This is a genomic window from Streptomyces maremycinicus (assembly GCF_001184025.1).
GTDB lineage: Bacteria > Actinomycetota > Actinomycetes > Streptomycetales > Streptomycetaceae > Streptomyces > Streptomyces maremycinicus.
The window spans coordinates 1-18748 of sequence record NZ_BBYG01000012.1; the positions used below are offsets into that span (position 1 = coordinate 1).

Here is an 18748-nt window from a genome sequence, read left to right on the forward strand (position 1 = left end):
TCGCTTTCGCGTTTCCCTTTCCGGCGTTTCCGACTCTATCAGATCCTTTCGGGCCTGATTCCCAGTCAGCGGGGGTTTGTCTTCCCGGCCGTTGGGCCGTTCCGACGTCCCAAACCTTAGCGGATCCGCTCGGCAGTTCCTAATCGGGCTGCCGACCCCAAATCGAATTGAATTCGGGCACGCCGAATTCGATCCCGTTGGGAGATCGTGCTGGTGGTTTGTGGTGCCGCTACTGCGGCGGAGGTGCTGTCGAAGAACCGTTACGGCTCCCCGGCAACCCGAAGAACTTTACGGACCCTGGAGGGGTGTGTCAACCACCCCTGTCAAGATCTTTTAGACCGTCCAGAGGTGGACGGCTCAGTCGAGGTCGGTGAGCCGGCCGCCGGCGTCCGGCTGAGCGTGCTCCACCCGGCGCAGGAGCCTGGTCAGCACCTCGCCCAGGACCGTGCGCTCGTCCGGGGAGAGGTCCTGGAGGAGGTCCTCCTCGAAGACCGTCGCCATGCGCATCGCCTCCAGCCACTTCTCGCGACCCTCGGGCGTCAGCTCGACGATCACGCGTACGCGATTGGACTCGTCCCGCTCCCGGGTCACCAGTCCCTCGGCGAACATGCGGTCGATGCGGTGGGTCATGGCGGCCGGCGTGAGGCCGAGGCGCTTGGCCAGGTCGCTGGGTCCCAGGCGATAGGGAGCCCCGGAGAGGACCAGGGCCTTGAGGACCTCCCACTCGGCGCTGCTGATGCCGAGGTCCGCGGTCTGACGGCCGTAGGCGACGTTCATCCGGCGGTTGAGGCGGGAGAGCGCCGAGACGATCTTCTCGACCTGGGGGTCGAGGTCCTGGAACTCGCGCTGATAGGCCGCGATCTGCTCTTCGAGGGTCGGCTCGCCGCCGCTGCCGGTGCCGACCGTGCCGGGGGTGTCGCCCATGAGCGCCAGTATCGCACGAGGTCGTTCGCGTTGAAGTTCTTGGAGGTGTACAGTTTAGCTTCTAACTTTAGCTTCGAAGTCTTCGGCACTAAGTACTGAGGCAGCGGAAGTACCGATGCTGCTCCGGCTCCACCTGCCGACGACGACCATCTGAGAGAGGTGAACGTGACCAGGGCGAGGGGCGCAGCGATGCGCCGGATCCACGTGGGCAACGCACTCAGCGCGTTCGGGCTCGGCTTCACCGTCCCCTACCTGTACGTCTATGTGGCGCAGGTGCGGGGACTGGGGGCCATGACGGCGGGGCTGGTCCTCGCCGTCTTCGCCGTGGCCGCGCTGATCGTGCTGCCGTTCGCCGGCCGGGCGATCGTGCGGCGCGGTCCACTGCCGGTCCTGCTCGCCGCCCTGGTCACCGCCGCACTGGGCGCGCTGAGCCTGGGACTCGCGGGCAACGCCACCGCCGTGCTGGCCGCCGCGGCCGGGCTCGGTGCCGGGCAGGCCGTGATGCAGCCGGCGCTGGCGACGATGATCGTGGACTGCTCGAGCACGGAGACCCGGTCGCGGGCGTTCGCGACACAGTTCTTCCTCCAGAACCTCGGGCTCGGCGTGGGTGGGCTGATCGGCGGGCATCTCGTCGACACCTCGCGCGTGTCCTCGTTCACGCTGCTGTTCGCCATCGAGGCGGCGATGTTCCTGCTGCTGGCCGTGGTGATGGCGACCGTGCGACTGCCGCACGCGCCGCGGGTCGGGGACGCCCCGCAGTCCGCCGGGGGCAGCTGGAAGTCGTTGCTCGGCAACCGGGCCATGGTGCAGCTGTGCGTGCTGGGCTTCGTGCTGTTCTTCGCCTGCTACGGACAGTTCGAGTCGGGCCTGAGCGCGTACGGGGTCGAGGCCGCCGGGATCTCGACGTCCGCGCTCGGGACCGCGCTCGCCGCCAACACGGCGATGATCGTGGTCGCGCAGTTCGCCGTGCTGAAGTTCGTCGAGCGGCAGAAGCGGTCCCGGGTGATCGCGGCCGTGGGGCTGCTCTGGGCCGTCGCGTGGGTCGTCGCCGGGTACGCCGGGCTCGGCCACGGCAGCCGGGAGATGGCGACGGCCGCGTTCGTGTCGACGTACGCGCTGTTCGGATTGGGTGAGGCGATGTTGTCGCCGACGATCGCGCCGCTGGTGGCCGATCTGGCGCCGGCCGGCCTGGCGGGGCAGTACAACTCGGCGTTCGCCCTGGTGAAGCAGCTCGCGCTGGCCGTCGGGCCGGCGGTGGGCGGGCCGATGGGGGCGTCGTTGCACGCGCCGTACATCGTGACGTTCCTGCTGTTCTCGCTGGGGATCACCTACCTGGCGCTGCGGCTGGGGCGGCAGCTGACCGCCGTCCAGGATCAGCCGTGGCTGGCCCGGAAGCGGGTGGTCGCCCGGGGTGGCGCGGTGCCGGAGCCGGTGGCCGCCGAGGCGTGAGGCGGGTGGAGGCGGTCGTCGTCCGAAAGGGCGGCGGCCGCCTTCGCCGTTCCCGAGGGCGGGCGGCCATGGCCCGGCCGAGGCGCGCTTCCCGGTCCTGGGGCTGTCAGTGCGCGGGCTTGGGCAGGACGAACTCGCACCACACCGCTTTGCCGCCGCCCGGCGTGCGGCGGCTGCCCCAGTGGGAGGCGATCGTGGCGACGATGGCGATGCCTCGGCCCGACTCGTCGCCCGGTTCGGCGCGGCGGCGGCGCGGGAGGTGGTCGTCGCCGTCGGTGACCTCGATGATCAGACGGCGGTCGGTGCGGCGCAGGCGCAGGCGCATGGGCGGGGTGCCGTGCTGGAGGGAGTTGGCGACGAGTTCGCTGGCGGCGAGGACGCCGAGGTCGTGCAGGTCGGGCGGGAAGCGCCAGCTGGTCAGGACGCCGGAGGCGAAGGCACGCGCGCGTGGGGCGGCCTCGACGCCGCCGAGGAGCTCCAGGGCGGCGTTGCGGAACAGTTCGCCGTCGGGGCCGGTGCGGGCCGGGTGCTGGAGGACCAGGACGGCGACGTCGTCGTCGTGGTCGGCGGTGACGCCGGCCGAGCGGACGAGGCGGTCGCAGACGACCTGGGGGGTGCCGGTGGCGCCGGACAGGGCGCGTTCCAGGGAGGCGATGCCTTCGTCGAGGTCTTCGTCCCGGCGCTCGACGAGGCCGTCCGTGTAGAGGACGGCGGTCGAGCCGGGGCCGAGGGGGATCGAGCCGGAGGCGTGCATCCAGCCGCCGGTGCCCAGGGGCGGGCCGGTGGGTTCGTCGGCGCGCAGGACGGTGCCTTGGTCGTCGCGGACCAGGATGGGCAGGTGGCCGGCGGAGGCGTACACCAGCCGGCCCTCGTTCGGGTCGTGGATGGCGTACACGCAGGTGGCGATCTGGTTGGCGTCGATCTCCGTGGCGAGGCCGTCGAGGAGCTGGAGGATCTCGTGCGGGGGCAGGTCGAGGCGGGCGTACGCGCGGACGGCGGTGCGGAGCTGGCCCATGACGGCCGCCGCGCGGACGCCTCGGCCCATGACGTCGCCGATGACGAGGGCGGTGCGGCCGCCGCCGAGGGTGATGACGTCGTACCAGTCGCCGCCGACGGCGGCCTCGGTGCCGCCGGGCTGGTAGGTGGCGGCGATGCGCAGGTCGTCGGGTTCTTCGAGCTCCTGGGGCAGCAGGGAGCGCTGGAGGGTGACGGCGGTCTCGCGCTGGCGGCGTTCACTGGTTCTGAGGCGTTCGGCGGCCTCGGCGTGGTCGGTGACGTCGGTGGCGAAGATCAGGACGGTGCCCTTGCCGTTGTCCTCGGCGGCCGGGGTGCAGGTGAAGGTGTAGGAGCGGCCGTCGGGTGCCTTGCGGGACTTCAGGGTGCGGGGCTTGCCGCTGCGCAGGGCCTGGTCGAGCAGGGGCAGGAGGCCGAGGTCGCGGAGTTCGGGGAGGGCCTTGGCGGCGGGTTCCCCGCAGGCGCGGGCGCCGAAGGCCGCCGCGTAGGCGTCGTTGACGTAGGCGAGGCGGTGGTCGGGGCCGTGGACGAGGGCGACGAGGGCCGGTACTCGGTCGAGGACCTCACGGACCGGGAGTTCGTCGACGGCGGGCACCGGGGACGGCTCGTCGGTGAGCCGTTCGGCGCGGGCCGCGGGTACGGAGCCTTCACTCCGCCGGTCCGGGGTGGGGACCGGGTGCTCGGCTCGCGCGGCGGCGCGGCGCTGCGTTCCGGGGAGCCGGGCGCTCCAGCGCGTGAAGTTCACGAATCCTTGCCTCGTGTAGTCGTCGGCGGCCCGGCTCCGGGCCCGGCCTGGGCTGCGGGGACCGCGCGGCGGTGGCCGCACATTGTTACAGCACCCGGGGTGTGGAGCACGTGGAACGGCCTCGTGGGTCGGGGGGCGGGTGGTGACCCGCCGGGAAGGGTTCGGGAGGGACTGGAGCAGGGAGCAGTCTGGCAGTGCGGCCGCCGTCCGGGCCGACATTCGTCAGACGTGGGGGCGGTCGGTGGAGTTCCTGGAACCGGTCACGACGACCCCTTCGGGTCGCCGGAAGACTCGTCAGAAGGCTTTCCACCGGCAGCGAGTTCGAACTCCGCGCGGGGATGTTCGAGGGATCCCAGGGAAACGATCTCGCGTTTGAAGAGCCCGGAGAGGGTCCATTCGGCGAGCACGCGTGCCTTGCGGTTGAAGGTGGGCACGCGGCTGAGGTGGTACGCCCGGTGCATGAACCAGGCCGGGTAGCCCTGGAGCTTGCGCCCGTAGACGTACGCGACGCCCTGGTGGAGGCCCAGCGAGGCGACCGAGCCGACGTAGGTGTGGGAGTACGGCCGGAGGGGTTCGCCGCGCAGTGAGCGCACGATGTTGTCGCCGAGGACCTTGGCCTGGCGTACGGCGTGCTGGGCGTTCGGGGCGGTCTCCTTGCCGGGCTCGCCGGCCGTCACGTCGGGGACGGCCGCGGCGTCTCCGGCCGCCCACGCGTGCGTGACGCCGTCGATCGTCAGCTCGGGGGTGCATTTCAGCCGACCTCGCGCGTTCAGCGGGAGATCGGTGGCGGCGAGGAGCGGGTGGGGTTTCACCCCGGCGGTCCACACGACCGTACGGGTCGGGAAGCGGGCGCCGTCGCTGAGGACGGCGATGCGGTCGGCGCAGGACTCCAGGCGGGTCTCCAGCCGTACGTCGATGTTGCGGCGGCGCAGTTCGCTGACCGTGTAGCGGCCCATGTCGGCGCCGACCTCCGGCAGGATCCGGTCGGAGGCCTCGACCAGGATCCACCTCATGTCCTGGGGCTTGACGTTGTGGTAGTAGCGCGTGGTGTAGCGGGCCATGTCCTCCAGCTCGCCGAGTGCCTCCACGCCCGCGTAGCCGCCGCCGACGAAGACGAAGGTGAGGGCCGCGTCGCGGATCGCGGGGTCGCGGGTGGAGGAGGCGATGTCCATCTGTTCGATGACGTGGTTGCGCAGCCCGATGGCCTCCTCGACGGTCTTGAAGCCGATGGCGTGGTCGGCCAGGCCGGGGATGGGCAGCGTGCGGGAGACGGAACCGGGCGCGAGGACGAGTTCGTCGTACGTCAGCTGCCGGGGGCCGGTGCCCTCCTCGTCGGTGGCGAGGGTGGTGAGGGTGGCGCTGCGCTCGGCGTGGTCGACGGCGGTGACCTCGCCGACCACGACCCGGCAGTGCGGCAGGACGCGGCGCAGGGGCACGACGACGTGCCGGGGGGAGATGGAGCCCGCGGCGGCCTCGGGGAGGAAGGGCTGGTAGGTCATGTACGGGTCGGGGGTGACGACCGTGATCTCGGCCTCGCCCCTGCCGAGTTCCTGTTTGAGCTTCTGCTGGAGCCGCAGGGCCGTGTACATCCCGACGTAGCCGCCGCCGACAACGAGAATGCGCGCACGTTCCTTCACCGTCCCATGACGCACCGGCCGCCGGAGTTTGTCCACAGCCCCGACAATTTGTGTGACCGCGAGTCGCGTGTGCGCAGGGTTGGCCGAAACATCGGAGTGCGGGGCAGGAGTGCAGGTCAGCGGCTGTGCGCCGGGGTGCGGGAAGGGGTGCAATCGGGACGTATACGGCCCGTACTCCGATCGGGGGGCGCTCCGTGCGGAACCTGCCCCTTCTGAATTGACTCCCTCTCAACTATGTTCGTGTGTCGACGGGGTGTCAGGGGGAAGTGCTCTGCGGGTCTGCGACGGGCGGACCCGGGAAGCCGTCCCCTGTGTTCCACGCCCCCGACTTTCTATGGCGGGGAGAGTCTCCGGGGGGAGACGTCATTACCGGGGGAACATTCATGCACACTCACAACTCGCATTGGTCGTCCACGTCGGCTCTTTCACCAGGCGGCGCGGTCGGGGCGGCGGTGAGCGACGGACGCGGCGAGAGCCCGCGGACGGCACCGCTGCGTGTGGACGCACAGCGCAATCTCGAGCACGTACTGCGGGCGGCACGCGAGGTCTTCGGCGAGCTGGGTTACGGCGCGCCGATGGAGGACGTGGCGCGGCGCGCGCGGGTCGGGGTCGGCACGGTCTACCGGCGCTTCCCGAGCAAGGACGTCCTGGTGCGGCGGATCGCCGAGGAGGAGACGTCCCGGCTGACCGAGCAGGCGCGGGCGGCGCTCGGCCAGGAGGACGAGCCGTGGTCGGCGCTGTCGCGCTTCCTGCGGACGTCGGTGGCGTCGGGCGCGGGGCGGCTGCTGCCGCCGCAGGTGCTGCGGGTCGGCGTCGCGGAGGACGGCGGCGAGGGTGTGCCGGCCGACGAGGCGCGGGTGCCGCAGCAGCGGACCCAGTCCGGCGGCGAACTGCGGCTCGTCGCGGGAGACGGCACGACGGCGGCTGTCGACGACTCCGGGGCCGCGGCGCTGCTCGAGGTGGTGGGGCTGCTGGTGGATCGGGCGCGGGAGGCGGGCGAACTGCGCACCGACGTGTCGGTGTCGGACGTGCTGCTGGTCATCGCGACGGCGGCGCCCTCGCTGCCGGATCCGGCTCAGCAGGCGGCGGCTTCGGCGCGGCTGCTGGACATCCTGCTGGAGGGTCTGCGGTCGCGTCCCTCTGCGTGAGGACCGGACCGGCGGGTCGGCGGACCGGCCGTGCCGGTCGTCGGCCCGGCGGGTCAGCGGCCCGGCGGTGTCGGTCGGCCGTCGCGGGCGGATGGCCGTCGCGGGCGGGTGGCCGTCGCGGGCGGGTGGCGGCTTGCGGATGGGTGGCTCGAAAGGGTGACGGTGGGGCGGGGGTCCGCGTGGCCCTCCCCCTCGTCCGACATGCCGGATATGCACGACATTCCGGCCGCGCGGCCCAACTGCTGCCCTCGGCACGACAGTTGAACCTTCCCCGTACGGGTGAAAGCTAGTACTGGATTGCGTCAGGTCCCCACGGACGAGTGGACGGTGCGTCCGGCGGGGTTCTGAACAAAAGCCAATATGGCACCCTGACCCGGTGGTCAGGACTGGTTCGGCCGGCGGTGGGGGCTTTCCGCGATGAGTGTTGACGGTGGGGACGAGTCGTTCGGTCCGTCCGGTGGCGGTGACACGGAGGCCGACTACCCGGCCTCTCCTCAGGTGCCGAGTCAGGGTGGACGTACGGGCGGACCCCTCGGCGGTCCGGCAGTCGGCCGCCCCGGCGACCCCGCGGCCCGCACACCGGACCGTCCACCGGCCCGCCCGCTTCCCGGCGACCCGTCCGAGGGCGGCGTTCCGGCCCAGCGCGAGCGACGCGCCGAGGGCGTCCTGCCGCCGCGCAACCCGCCGGCCGCCGACTCCGACCTGATCGGCCGGATGCGTGCGGGCGACGACACGGCGTACGAGGAGCTGTACCGGCGTCACGCCGACGCCGTACGCCGTTACGCCCGCACCTGCTGCCGCGACACGCACACCGCGGACGACCTCACCGCCGAGGTCTTCGCCCGCATGCTCCAGGCGGTGCGCGGCGGTTCGGGACCCGAGTACGCCGTCCGCGCCTACCTCCTCACCTGCGTCCGGCGGGTGGCGGCCGGCTGGACGCAGTCGGCGAAGCGGGAACAACTCGTCGACGACTTCGCGGTGTTCGCCGCGCAGTCCGCCCGCTCCTCGGAGGTGGCCGACGACGCCACCTCGGAACTGGGCGCCGACGTACGCGCGATGCACGTGGCCGAGCAGTCCATGGCCATGCAGGCCTTCCGGTCGCTGCCGGAGCGCTGGCAGGCGGTGCTGTGGCACACCGAGGTCGAGGACGAGTCCCCGAGCGAGGTCGCCATGCTGTTCGGCCTCGACGCCAACGGCACCCGTGTGCTCGCCAGCCGCGCCCGTGAGGGCCTCAAGCAGGCCTACCTCCAGGCCCATGTCAGCGCCACCCTCACCAGTGACGAGGAGTGCGCCGGCTACGCCGACCAGCTCGGCACCTACGCCCGCCGCAGGCTGCGCACCCGCGCCGAACGGGGGCTGCGCAAGCACCTGGAGGAGTGCGCCAGGTGCCGGCTGGCCGCCCTCCAGATCGAGGAGGTCGCCGGCAGCATCCCCGCAGTCGTGCCGGTCGCGGTCATCGGCTGGTTCGGCGCCGCCGGGTACGCCAAGGCGGTGGCGCTCATCGCCGGCGGCGCGGGGGCGGGGGCGGCAGGCGCCGCGGGGGCGGCCGCCGCGGCGAGCGGTTCCTCGAGCGGTGCGGGCGCCGGTGGCGGAGCGCTGGCCTCGGAGGGGCTGGGCGCCCCGGTGAAGGCCGGGATCGCGGCCGGTGTGGTCGCGGTGGCGGCCACCGCGGTGGCCCTCGCGCTCGTCGGCCACGGCGGTCCCGCGAAGGAGCCCGAGGCCCGGCCCCCGGCGTCGGTGCCGGCACCGGTCGCGCGGCCCGAGGAGCCGACCGCCGCGCCGACCCCGACGCGGGAGCAGGAGCCGGAGCCCCCGGCGATCGTCCCGGCGGCCGCCCCGACACCGGCCGGCACCCCCGAGGCGACGCCCGCTGCGTCGCCGACCCCCACACCCAGCCCGACGCCTCCTCCCGAGTCCGCTCCGACGCCCGCTCCGGCCCCGACGCCCACGCCCACACCCACTCCGGCGCCCACGCCGCCGCCCGCGCCCGCCGTCTATCCGCTCAACGGGCTGCCCTTCGACGTCAGCGGTGACGGAACCGGACCCGAGATCCGGCTCGGCGGCAGCAGCTGGGTCTGGCAGCGGTACGGGCTGTCCATCGCGGACCAGCGCTACGAGCGCGGGGTGACCGTGCACGGCGACTCCTCCGTCACCGTCGACCTCAACCGGTCGTGCACCGCCTACGACGCGCTCGTCGGAGTGGACGACCTGACACTGAAACTCGGCAAGGTCTCCTTCGCGGTCTACGCCGACGGGCGCCGGGTCTGGGCCTCCGGGGTGATCAAGGGGGGCGATCCGGCCGTGCCCGTCCATGTGGATCTCGCCGGCCGCACCACCGTGCGTCTGGTGGCCGAGCCGCACAACGGCCTCGACTCGGTGGCGCTCGCCGACTGGGTGGACTCCGGGTTCACCTGCTCGTAGCCGCCCGCACGGGTGCGGCGGGCGGCCCGGCCGGGTGGGCGCGCACACCTTCCACGAGCTCGTGCAGGGCGTCGGACACCGTCAGGGGGGTGCCCAGGGCACGCTCGGCCGCGTACCGCTCGGCGCCCAGGGCGTCGCGGGCCGCGGCCGAGGTCAGCTCGGCCCGGGTGCCCTGCGGCGCGGGACGCGGGAGGGGGCCACGCAGGACGTCGGCCGCCGCGAGGAGCCGGGTCGCGCGCGGGTGGTCGCCGAGCCGGCCGAGCAGATCCGCCGCGTCGTCCAGGATCGACGAGGTGACCGCCTCGGCGCACTGGTCGGCCACCGCCTGGCGCAGCGTGTCGGCGAGCATCGGCAGACCGTGCTCCGGGCCGGACTCGGCGGCGGTGAGTTCCGCGTCGAGCATGTTCAGCCCCGCCGTGAACTGCGGTGGCGGGGTGCCCGCCGCGGCCGCCGCCTTGACCTCCTCGCAGAGCACACGCGCGCGGACCACGTCGTCCTCGTTCAGCGCGATGTGGGCGCGCAGCAGGAGGACGAACGCCCGGACGTCCGGCACCCCGTACCGGTCGGCGGCGTCGTCGGCCTCGTCCAGCGTGGCCAGCGCGCCCTCGACGTCACCCGAGCGGTAGGCGATCTCCGCGAGCCGGGCGACGAGGAACGGCGACTCGGCGTACGCGCCGACCTCGTAGGCCAGGCGCAGCGCCTCGCGGTACTCCCGCTCCGCCTCCGCGAAACGGCCGCGTGCCATCTCCGCCTCGCCGGCCGCGCCGCACACCTGGGCCCGCATCCAGCGGTCGCCGACGCGCAGACTGAGCACCCGCAGCTCCGCCAGGTCGTCGTCCACTCCGCGCAGTCCGCCGGGCGAGTCGACGACCATGTGGGTGCGGAACATCAGGGCGCAGCCCAGCTCCCAGTCGCCGCCGTGGACACGGCAGTTGGCGACGGCCCGGTCCAGGACCTCCCGGACGTCCACCATGTCCCGCACCTGGAAGGCCGTCAGCGGCCAGAGCAGGCCGGGCATCCGGGCCGCCCGCGGGCCGCCCGGCTCGTAGTCGGCGCGCATCCGGGCCAGGTACTCCTGGTGGCGCGGGTCCGCCGCCCGTTCCTTCGGCTCGGCCTCCGACAGCAGGAACATGTTCAGCATCCGCAGGTTCATCCGCTGGGCGTGCCGGGGGTGGGCGGCCTCCGTGGCGGCGGGCGTGGCGAGCAGGGCGTCGACGGGATCGAGGGCGGCCATCCGGGCGGTGAGGTCGTCGGGGAGGTCGTCGGAGCGATCCTCGGAGAGGGTGAACGGCGCTCCGGGCGCGGGTTCCCCGAGGGTGTCCAGCACGGCGCCGAGGCGCAGCGTGCGGTCGCTCCATTCGGCGCCCTCGTGGCGGTAGTTGCGCAGCCACCAGAACCAGCCCATGGTGAGGCAGAGGGCGGTGGCCTCCTCCTCGTCGCCCGCGGTGAGCGCGCGCTGGAGGGCCACGCGGATATTGTCCAGTTCGCTCTCCAGCCGGTCGATCCAGGGGAGTTGACCGGCGGAGCGCAGCAGCGGGTCGGCCCGCTCGACGAGTGCGCGCACCCACGCGCGGTGGCGCCTTCGGGCCGCCGCCCGGGACCGGGGGAGTTCGGCGGCGCGTTCGGAGGCGTACTCGTGGATCGTCTCCAGCATGCGGTAGCGCATGCCGCCCCCGTCGCCCCGCTCGTACGGCGCGGCCACGACCAGGGACTTGTCGACGAGCGCGCCGACGAGGTCCGCGACCGGGCCGGTGCACACGGCTTCCGCCGCCTCCAGGTCCCAGCCGCCCGCGAACACGGACAGCTCGCGCAGCAGGGTGCGCTCCGCCTCGTCGAGCAGATCCCACGACCAGTCGACGACGGCACGCAGGGTCTGCTGGCGGGGCAGGACGGTGCGGCTGCCCGAGGTGAGGAGGCGGAAACGGTCGTCGAGGCGGTCGGCGATCTGGCGCGGGGTCAGCAACCGGAGCCGGGCGGCGGCCAGTTCGATGGCGAGCGGCAGTCCGTCCAGCCGCCGGCAGATCTCCGCGATCGCCTCCTCGTCCCGCAGGGCGGCCGCCGCGTCGGGGCGGACGGCGGTCGCGCGCTCGGTGAAGAGGCGGCGCGCCTGGTCGGGGAGGAGGGGCTCGACCGGGCGGACCGACTCACCGGGGACGCCCAGGGGTTCACGGCTGGTGGCGAGGATCGTGAGCCCGGGGCAGCGGGTGAGGAGGGTCTCGGCGAGGGCGGCGGCCGCGCCGATGACGTGTTCGCAGTTGTCAAGGATCAGGAGCTGGCTGCGCGGGGCGCAGTACTCGACGAGCAGGGCGACCGGGTCGTCCTGCGGGGCCGCCAGTTCGGTGGCCATCAGCACGGTCTCGCGCAGACCGAGGGCACTGACCACCGCGCCCGGCACCGCCTCCGGCCGGTCGAGCGGCGCCAGCTCGGCCAGCCACGCCTGGGGCAGCCCGGCGGCGGCTTCCTCGGCGAGACGGGTCTTCCCGGAGCCGCCCGGTCCGGTGAGCGTGACGAGGCGGGCCCTGTGCAATTCGGAACGGATGGCGGCGAGCTCGGGTTCCCGGCCCACGAAAGAGGTAAGTCGCGGACGGAGGTTGCCGGTGCGTTCGGGGAGGGGGAGTCGGAGCGGGGCGCGGGGCGTCGTCGTCGGCGCGTCCCGTGCGGGGCCGCCGTGGGTGGAAGGGGCGCCGGGGCCGGAAGGGACGCCGGGGTCCGAAGGGGCTTCAGGGGCCGGTCCCGGGTGGTCGAGGAGTTCGGCGTACAGGGCGCGCAGGTGCGGCCCCGGGTCCGTGCCGAGGCCGTCGGCGAGGGTGCGGCGGGCAGTCTCGTACGCGGCGAGGGCTTCGGCCGCGCGGCCGGTGTCGCGCAGGGCGCGGATGAGCAGGGCGTGCAGCGGCTCGTCGTACGGGTGCGCCGCGGTCAGTTCCGTCAGACGCGGTACGGCTTCGCGGGCGCGGCCGAGCAGGAGGTCCGCCTCGGCGCGGGCGCGGGCGGCCTCCAGCCGGAGGGCCTCGGGGCGGGTGGCCGCCGTGCGGTCGGGGAGGTCGGCGAGGGCGGGACCGCGCCACAGGGCGAGGGCGTCGTCCAGGGTGCGGGCGGCGGTGGGCGCGTCACCGCGCCGCAGCGCTGCGTCGCCCTGGCGGACGAGTCGTTCGAAGACGAAGAGGTCGACGTCGTCCTCGGTCGCGGCGAGGCGGTACCCGCCCGGGGCGGAGATGACGCTGTCCCTGCCGACGGCGCGGCGCAGGCGGCCGATCAGGGCCTGGAGGGCTGCGGGGGCGTCCTGCGGCGGGGCCTCGGCCCACACCTCCTCGATGAGGGTCTCCGGGTCGGTGAGCCGGCCGGGGCGGAGGGCAAGGGCCGCGAGGAGGGCGCGCAGCCGCGGGCCGGGGACGGATACGAGGGTGCCCTGGTCGTCCGCTGTCTGGGTGACGCCCAGAATTCTGTACCGCACCCGCTCATTGTCACCGGGGGTGAGGCGCGGGGCACGGGGTTTGTGGGCGGTGGGCGTCTCGGCGGTGAACGTCTCGACCGTGCGCCTCTCGACCGTGCGCCTCTCGACCGTGGGCGTCCCGGCCGTGAGCGTCCCGGCCGTGAGCGTCCCGGCCGTGAGCGTCCCGCCTGCCGCGCCCTCCCTGGCGCGCCCTCCCGAGGAGATCGCCCCCGCTCCCCCGGGAGAACGGCTCACCCTCCCGGGAGAACCGCTCACCCTCCGGAGGAGACCGCCCGTCTCTGGGGCGCGATGCCCGCCGGTACCGCACGCGCGCGTGCCGGTGTGCCGGTCCAGCAGGTGCCCCTGCGGGAGAGCAGGCGGCGGAGCCAGAGCTCCAGGGAGACCAGGTCGGCCAGACCGTCCAGGGGCAGGGGTTCACCCGCCGCCGCGGCGCGCAGTGCCTTGCGGACCACGCGCGCCTCGATCAGGCCCGCCTCCGCGAGCAGGGGCGCCTCGAAGAGGGTGAGCAGGGGGTCCATGGCCATGCGCAGGCCCGCCCTGGCCGCCGCGGTGGCGGACGCCTGGGAGGGGGCGCCCCAGCCGGGCGGGAGGTCGGTGACACCGGCGCCCTTCAGGACGGTGCGCAGGATCGCGGCACGCGCCCCCGGTTGCACGCGCAGGGTCTCGGGGAGCGCGCGGCACGCGCGCACGACCTGGTTGTCCAGGAACGGCGCGTGCAGTCGCTGGGAGCGGATCTCGGCGGCCTGTTCCAGGACGCGCAGGTCCATCGCGTGCCGGGCGAGGGCCGCGCGGGCCCGGTAGTCGCCCGGACGCTGGCCGGGGCCCACGCCGGTGCGGTGCGCCGCCCCTTGGAGGCGAACCGATACTTCAGCCAGTGCCTCCCCGGTCAGCCAGCGCGCGGCGGGCCCCGCGCCACCCCAGGTGAGGGCCGCGAGGGACGCGCCGACGGCGCCTGCGGAGTCGTCGACGCCGAAGCTGCGGTGCAGCAGGCGTTCGGCCAGTCCCTCCACGCCCGCGCGGTAGGGCGTACGGGCCAGCCGACGGGCCGCGCCGTACACGCGCGCGGGGACGAGCACCGAGCCGTCGGCCTTCGTCAGCGCCGCCACGGGCCGCACCAGGTGGCGGCGTTTGCGGTCCATCAGCAGGTCCGCGAGGCGGGCCGGGTGGGCGTCCAGCACCTGCCGGGCGCCGTAGCCCGTGAAGTGGTCCGCGCTGCCCGCGGCGAGGCGCGCCCGGTGCCGGGCGGCCGTGACCAGGCTCGGGCCGGGTTCGTCGGTCAGCGGGCCGTCCAGGTCGGCGTAGGGCAGCGCCTCCTCGCCGCCGGCCACCACGATGTGATGCAGGCGGGGGTTGGCCGCGAGGGTGCCGGCCCGTTCCAGCTCGGCCTCGCGCCCGCCGACGGCCAGGTCGTTGAAGGTGACGGCCAGCAGCCGCTCCCCCGCCCCCGTGCCGTGCCCCAGCAGTGTGCCCGGCATGCCGGGCAGGCCCGCCGCGAGGAGCGCCAGCGTGCCGGAGGCCGGGCCGCCGGAAAGGTCGGCGCCGATGCCCGGGACGGGCATCCCGCGCGCGGCACGCCGTTCCGCGGGTCCCATGCCGGGCACGGGTCCGGGATCGATGTCGGGGACGTGCCGGGGCGCGGCCAGTCGTGCGCGTACCGCCTCGATGAGCGCGTCGCGCACCGCGCCGACCGCGCTGTCCGGGTCGGCGGGGGCCGCCGCCACGGCGAGCGAGGCGACCGGCTCGTAGCCGGCGACCTCACGGGCCCCGGCGCGAAGGATCAGCGCGTGCCCCGGCGGAATGCGGTGCACGCCGTCGTACGGGGTGGAGTCGTGCAGGGCGGCCGGTACGTCGGGGGCGGCCAGGAGCGCCGCCAGGTGCCCGAAGTCGAGGTTGGCCTCGATGAGGTCGGCCAGCGGCAGCGCGGCCGTCGCGTACGCCGTGCCGCCGGCCCAGGGCGTGTGGAACACCGGGCGCGCGCCCGCCAGATCGCCGCAGACGGTGATGCGCCGGCCGACCTGGACGATCGCCGTGTAGCTGCCCGGCCAGGCCGTCAGATGCCGAAGTGCCCCTCCGCGCGCGGCGAACAGTCCGACGCGCAGCTGTTCGTCGGTCGCGCCGCAGGTGCCGAGGACCGCGACCCTGGTCTGGGCGTCGGCCTTGACCACGCGCACCTCGTCGGGGCGCCAGTCGCCGACGGCCCACAGCGGATCGGGGTCGCCCCACAGGAGTTGGGAGCCGACCGGGTGCAGGGTCTCGCCGTCGTGGCCGACCCGCCCTCCGTACGCCGCGTCGTCCTGACGGCTGTCGTACGTGACGGCTCCGCCCAGCGCGCCCGCGGCGGTGCTGCTCCATCCCACCAACCACCGCATGGACGCCTCCACAGGCTGTGGACAACCGAGTGCACCGGACGAACGGTTCACATGCTGCCACGAAGAACGCGCCGTAGAAGGAGGCGGCGCCGCTCGCGATCCGGGGACTGTGCCCGTGTCAACGCGTCGGCGGTGCCCGGGGAGTCGATGCGTACCCCCGGGTCTGCGACGTGAATGCGCCCCCGGTACGCTCCCCCAAGACGCCCTGCGCGCCCTCGATTTGCGTGGTGGGAGGCGTTGTCCCCCGCAGAACAGAGGGTCGATTTTCGGCCAAATCCCCGTTGCGCGCCGCGCGTCGAGATCGTCCCGCGCAGGCTTCGCACACGCTCCGTACACACGCGCGTGCCCCATCGAGGCCCGCGCCGGCCCGGGAGACGGACGCCGTCTCCCGGACCGTTCCGCCGCCCGCGGGGATGAAGGCGGCGGTGTCCCCCAGCCCACTGGATCCAGTACAGCGGGCCGACCCACGCACGGCCCATGGAACCGCTCCCGTGGTGGCCGGAGAAGAGCGCACGGCCGGGCGCACGGCCACACAGCGGGAGCACGACGCGACGGTCCGTACCTGCGGACCGACTTTCGTACGGACCACAATCCCGCCAACCGGAAGAATGCCCCTTAACGCTTGGGATGCGGCGAACTACGCTGGGTTTACGAATGCCGCATGGTTATGCCAGCGCGGCAGCCGTCTGTGTCGAGGGGTGGCGCAATGTCCAGGGAGCAACGCGGGCCGAACGAAAAACTCGGCGCCGTTCTCGCCCTCGCGGGAATCAGCAACGCAGGACTCGCGCGACGCGTCAACGATCTTGGCGCTCAACGCGGGTTGACTCTTCGCTACGACAAGACGTCCGTGGCGCGCTGGGTGTCGAAGGGCATGGTGCCGCAGGGCGCCGCGCCCCACCTCATCGCGGCCGCCATCGGCCAGAAGCTCGGCCGTCCGGTGCCGCTCCACGAGATCGGCCTGGCGGACGCCGATCCGGCGCCGGAGGTGGGCCTCGCCTTCCCCAGGGACGTCAACCAGGCCGTGCGCTCGGCCACGGAGCTCTACCGACTCGACCTCGCCGGCCGCCGGGCCGGTACCGGGGGCATCTGGCAGTCGCTGGCCGGCTCGTTCGCGGTAAGCGCGTACGCGACACCCGCCTCACGGTGGCTGATAACCCCGGCCGACAGTTCGGTGGCACGTGACGTACACCTCGTGGAGGAGTCCGGCGCGCCGCTCAAAGTCGGCCACAGCGATGTGCAGAAGCTGCGGGAGGCCGCCGAGGACGCCAGGCGCTGGGACTCCAAGTACGGCGGCGGCGACTGGCGTTCGTCCATGGTGCCGGAGTGCCTGCGGGTGGAGGCGGCTCCGCTGCTGCTCGGCTCGTACTCCGACGAGGTCGGCCGGGCCCTGTTCGGGGCGAGCGCCGAACTGACCCGGCTGGCGGGGTGGATGGCCTTCGACACCGGTCAGCAGGAGGCCGCCCAGCGCTACTACATCCAGGCGCTGCGGCTGGCCCGCGCGGCGGCCGACGTCCCGCTCGGGGGCTACGTCCTGGCCTCCATGTCCCTCCAGGCCACGTACCGCGGTTTCGGCGACGAGGGCGTCGATCTCGCGCAGGCGGCCCTGGAGCGCAACCGGGGGCTGGCCACGGCCCGCACGATGAGCTTCTTCCGGCTCGTCGAGGCACGCGCACACGCCCGCGCGGGGGACGCGCAGGCCGCAGGGGCGGCGCTGAAGGCCGCCGAGGGCTGGCTGGAGCGGTCCCGTGAGGGCGACCACGACCCGTCGTGGCTCGGCTTCTACTCCTACGACCGTTTCGCCGCCGACGCCGCCGAGTGCTACCGCGACCTGAAGGCGCCGCGTCAGGTGCGCAGGTTCACCGAGCAGGCGCTGTCGAAGCCGACGGAGGAGTTCGTCCGGTCGCACGGGCTGCGGCTCGTCGTCTCGGCGGTCGCCGAACTGGAGTCGGGCAACCTCGACGCGGCCTGCGCGCAGGGAGTGCGGGCCGTGGAGGTGGCCGGGCGGATCTCCTCGGCCCGCACCACGGAGTACGTCAAGGATCTCCTGCACCGGCTGGAGCCCTACGGCGACGAACCCCGGGTGGTGGAACTGCGCGAGCGGGCCCGGCCCCTGCTGATGACCCCGGCGTAGGGCGGGGCGGCACGGCGGAGGGGCGCTGGGCGGTCCCAGCGGCCGGTTCCAGCAGTCGGTACCAGCGGCCGGTCCAACGGTCGGTCCCAGCGGGGCAGGCCTGCCGCCTGCCCGGGTTTGAAGGCACTGTCAGTGGCGCAGTGCACTATCGAAGCCGGGAGGTGGTGCACGTGTCGAAGATCGCTTACGACTGTGATGTGCTCGTGGTCGGCGGCGGCATCGTCGGGCTGTCCACGGCGTACGCGATCACGCGCGCCGCGCCGGGTACGCGGGTGACGGTGCTGGAGAAGGAGCCCGGGGTGGCCCGGCACCAGACGGGGCGCAACAGCGGGGTCGTCCACAGCGGGATCTACTACCGGCCGGGGTCGCTGAAGGCGCGGTACGCGGTACGGGGCGCCGCGGAGATGACGAAGTTCTGCGCCGAGTACGGCATCGCGCACTCCGTCACCGGCAAGCTGATCGTCGCCACGGACCGGGCGGAGCTGCCCCGGCTGCACGCGCTGGTGCAGCGCGGCCGGGAGAACGGGATCCCGGTCCGGGAACTGGGTGCCGCCCAGATCGCGGAGTACGAGCCCGAGGTCCGAGGACTCGCCGCGATACGCGTACGCACGACGGGGATCTGCGACTACACGGCCGTCGCCCGGCAGCTGGGCCAGGCCTCCGGGGCCGAGATCCGGTACGGCGCGCGGGCCGTGCGGATCGACCGGCGGCCGGAGCGCGGGGTGGCCGTGCTCACCGCGCGCGGAGACGTCGTACGGGGGCGGGTGCTGGTGAACTGCGCCGGGCTGTACTCCGACGAGGTCGCCCGGCTGACGGGGGACGAGCCCGAGGTGCGGATCGTGCCGTTCCGGGGCGAGTACTACGAACTGGCACGGCCGGAGCTGGTGCGCGGGCTGGTGTATCCGGTGCCCGACCCGGCGTTCCCGTTCCTCGGCGTCCATCTGACCAGGGGGATCGACGGGGGCGTGCACGTCGGCCCCAACGCGGTGCCGGCGCTGGCCCGGGAGGGGTACGGCTGGGGTGTCGTACGGCCGCGCGAGGCGATGGCGACGGCGGCCTGGCCCGGGGTGTGGCGGATGGGCCGGCGGCACTGGCGGTACGGGATCGGGGAGCTGCGGCGGTCGGTGTCCAAGGGCGCCTTCGTGGACGCGGTGCGCCGGCTGCTCCCGGCGGTGGAGGAGGACGACCTGGTGCGGGCGACGGCCGGGGTGCGGGCGCAGGCGGTGCTGCGGGACGGCTCCCTCGTGGACGACTTCCTGATCCGGGAGGGGTCACGGGCGGTCCATGTGCTGAACGCGCCCTCACCGGCGGCCACCGCCTCCCTGCCGATCGGGCGGGAGGTGGCCCGCCGGGCCCTGGGAGCGCTGACCGAGACATGAGCGGTCCGCTGCCGCGCTCCGGTCCGCCGGCGGCCGGGCGCCGGGCTCCCGGACGCGGCCGGCACCTGGAACCGACCCGT

General features: G+C 73.9%; 10 protein-coding genes. 5 read left to right on the plus strand and 5 right to left on the minus strand.

The window, feature by feature from the left end:
• Positions 1–357: 357 nt before the first annotated feature.
• Positions 358–924 (minus strand): MarR family winged helix-turn-helix transcriptional regulator, encoded by a 567-nt coding sequence (locus AOQ37_RS13080; protein WP_062644538.1) that lies wholly within the window; start codon positions 922–924, stop codon positions 358–360.
• 189 nt (positions 925–1113) lie between these two features.
• On the opposite strand from AOQ37_RS13080, the gene AOQ37_RS13085 reads away from it, so the two are divergent.
• The gene (locus tag AOQ37_RS13085) at positions 1114–2373 is read left to right on the plus strand and encodes an MFS transporter (RefSeq protein ID WP_199824999.1); all 1260 of its coding nucleotides are present in this window, start codon (positions 1114–1116) and stop codon (positions 2371–2373) included.
• A gap of 106 nt (positions 2374–2479) precedes the next feature.
• Here the strand turns inward: AOQ37_RS13085 and AOQ37_RS13090 are convergent, their stop codons facing one another.
• Together AOQ37_RS13090 and AOQ37_RS13095 are read right to left on the minus strand one after the other, a co-directional pair.
• The gene (locus tag AOQ37_RS13090) at positions 2480–4132 is read right to left on the minus strand and encodes an ATP-binding SpoIIE family protein phosphatase (RefSeq protein WP_062644542.1); all 1653 of its coding nucleotides are present in this window, start codon (positions 4130–4132) and stop codon (positions 2480–2482) included.
• Positions 4133–4392: 260 nt separating this feature from the next.
• Positions 4393–5769 (minus strand): NAD(P)/FAD-dependent oxidoreductase, encoded by a 1377-nt coding sequence (locus tag AOQ37_RS13095; RefSeq protein ID WP_078890155.1) that lies wholly within the window; start codon positions 5767–5769, stop codon positions 4393–4395.
• 383 nt (positions 5770–6152) lie between these two features.
• On the opposite strand from AOQ37_RS13095, the gene AOQ37_RS13100 reads away from it, so the two are divergent.
• Complete coding sequence (locus AOQ37_RS13100; protein WP_062644543.1) at positions 6153–6917, plus strand: TetR/AcrR family transcriptional regulator; 765 nt, start codon at positions 6153–6155, stop codon at positions 6915–6917.
• 417 nt (positions 6918–7334) lie between these two features.
• On the plus strand, positions 7335–9338 hold the full coding sequence (locus AOQ37_RS13105) for a sigma-70 family RNA polymerase sigma factor (protein ID WP_062644545.1): 2004 nt from the start codon (positions 7335–7337) through the stop codon (positions 9336–9338).
• On the opposite strand, the gene AOQ37_RS13110 is transcribed toward AOQ37_RS13105, so the two are convergent.
• Together AOQ37_RS13110 and AOQ37_RS13115 are read right to left on the minus strand one after the other, a co-directional pair.
• A complete protein-coding gene (locus AOQ37_RS13110; protein WP_062645106.1) occupies positions 9325–12789 on the minus strand; it encodes an AfsR/SARP family transcriptional regulator in 3465 nt (1154 codons plus the stop codon). The two genes, AOQ37_RS13105 and AOQ37_RS13110, sit on opposite strands and share 14 nt — an antisense overlap.
• Positions 12790–13040: 251 nt before the next feature.
• Positions 13041–15158 (minus strand): asparagine synthase-related protein, encoded by a 2118-nt coding sequence (locus AOQ37_RS13115; protein WP_062644547.1) that lies wholly within the window; start codon positions 15156–15158, stop codon positions 13041–13043.
• Positions 15159–15864: 706 nt separating this feature from the next.
• Here AOQ37_RS13115 and AOQ37_RS13120 point away from each other — a divergent pair.
• Together AOQ37_RS13120 and lhgD are read left to right on the plus strand one after the other, a co-directional pair.
• Entirely contained in the window at positions 15865–17289 is a 1425-nt protein-coding gene (locus AOQ37_RS13120; RefSeq protein ID WP_062644549.1) for an NsdA family TPR-like regulatory protein, read from the plus strand.
• 161 nt (positions 17290–17450) lie between these two features.
• Entirely contained in the window at positions 17451–18668 is a 1218-nt protein-coding gene (lhgD, locus tag AOQ37_RS13125; RefSeq protein WP_062644550.1) for an L-2-hydroxyglutarate dehydrogenase, read from the plus strand.
• Positions 18669–18748 lie beyond the last annotated feature (80 nt).

Excerpts from the sequence above, each read along its gene's own strand:
- AOQ37_RS13105 (WP_062644545.1), top strand. The coding sequence starts at position 7,335 with ATGAGTGTTGACGGTGGGGACGAGTCGTTCGGTCCGTCCGGTGGCGGT.
- AOQ37_RS13080 (WP_062644538.1), bottom strand. The coding sequence starts at position 924 with ATGGGCGACACCCCCGGCACGGTCGGCACCGGCAGCGGCGGCGAGCCG.
- AOQ37_RS13120 (WP_062644549.1), top strand. The coding sequence starts at position 15,865 with ATGTCCAGGGAGCAACGCGGGCCGAACGAAAAACTCGGCGCCGTTCTC.
- AOQ37_RS13100 (WP_062644543.1), top strand. The coding sequence starts at position 6,153 with ATGCACACTCACAACTCGCATTGGTCGTCCACGTCGGCTCTTTCACCA.
- AOQ37_RS13085 (WP_199824999.1), top strand. The coding sequence starts at position 1,114 with ATGCGCCGGATCCACGTGGGCAACGCACTCAGCGCGTTCGGGCTCGGC.
- AOQ37_RS13115 (WP_062644547.1), bottom strand. The coding sequence starts at position 15,158 with ATGCGGTGGTTGGTGGGATGGAGCAGCACCGCCGCGGGCGCGCTGGGC.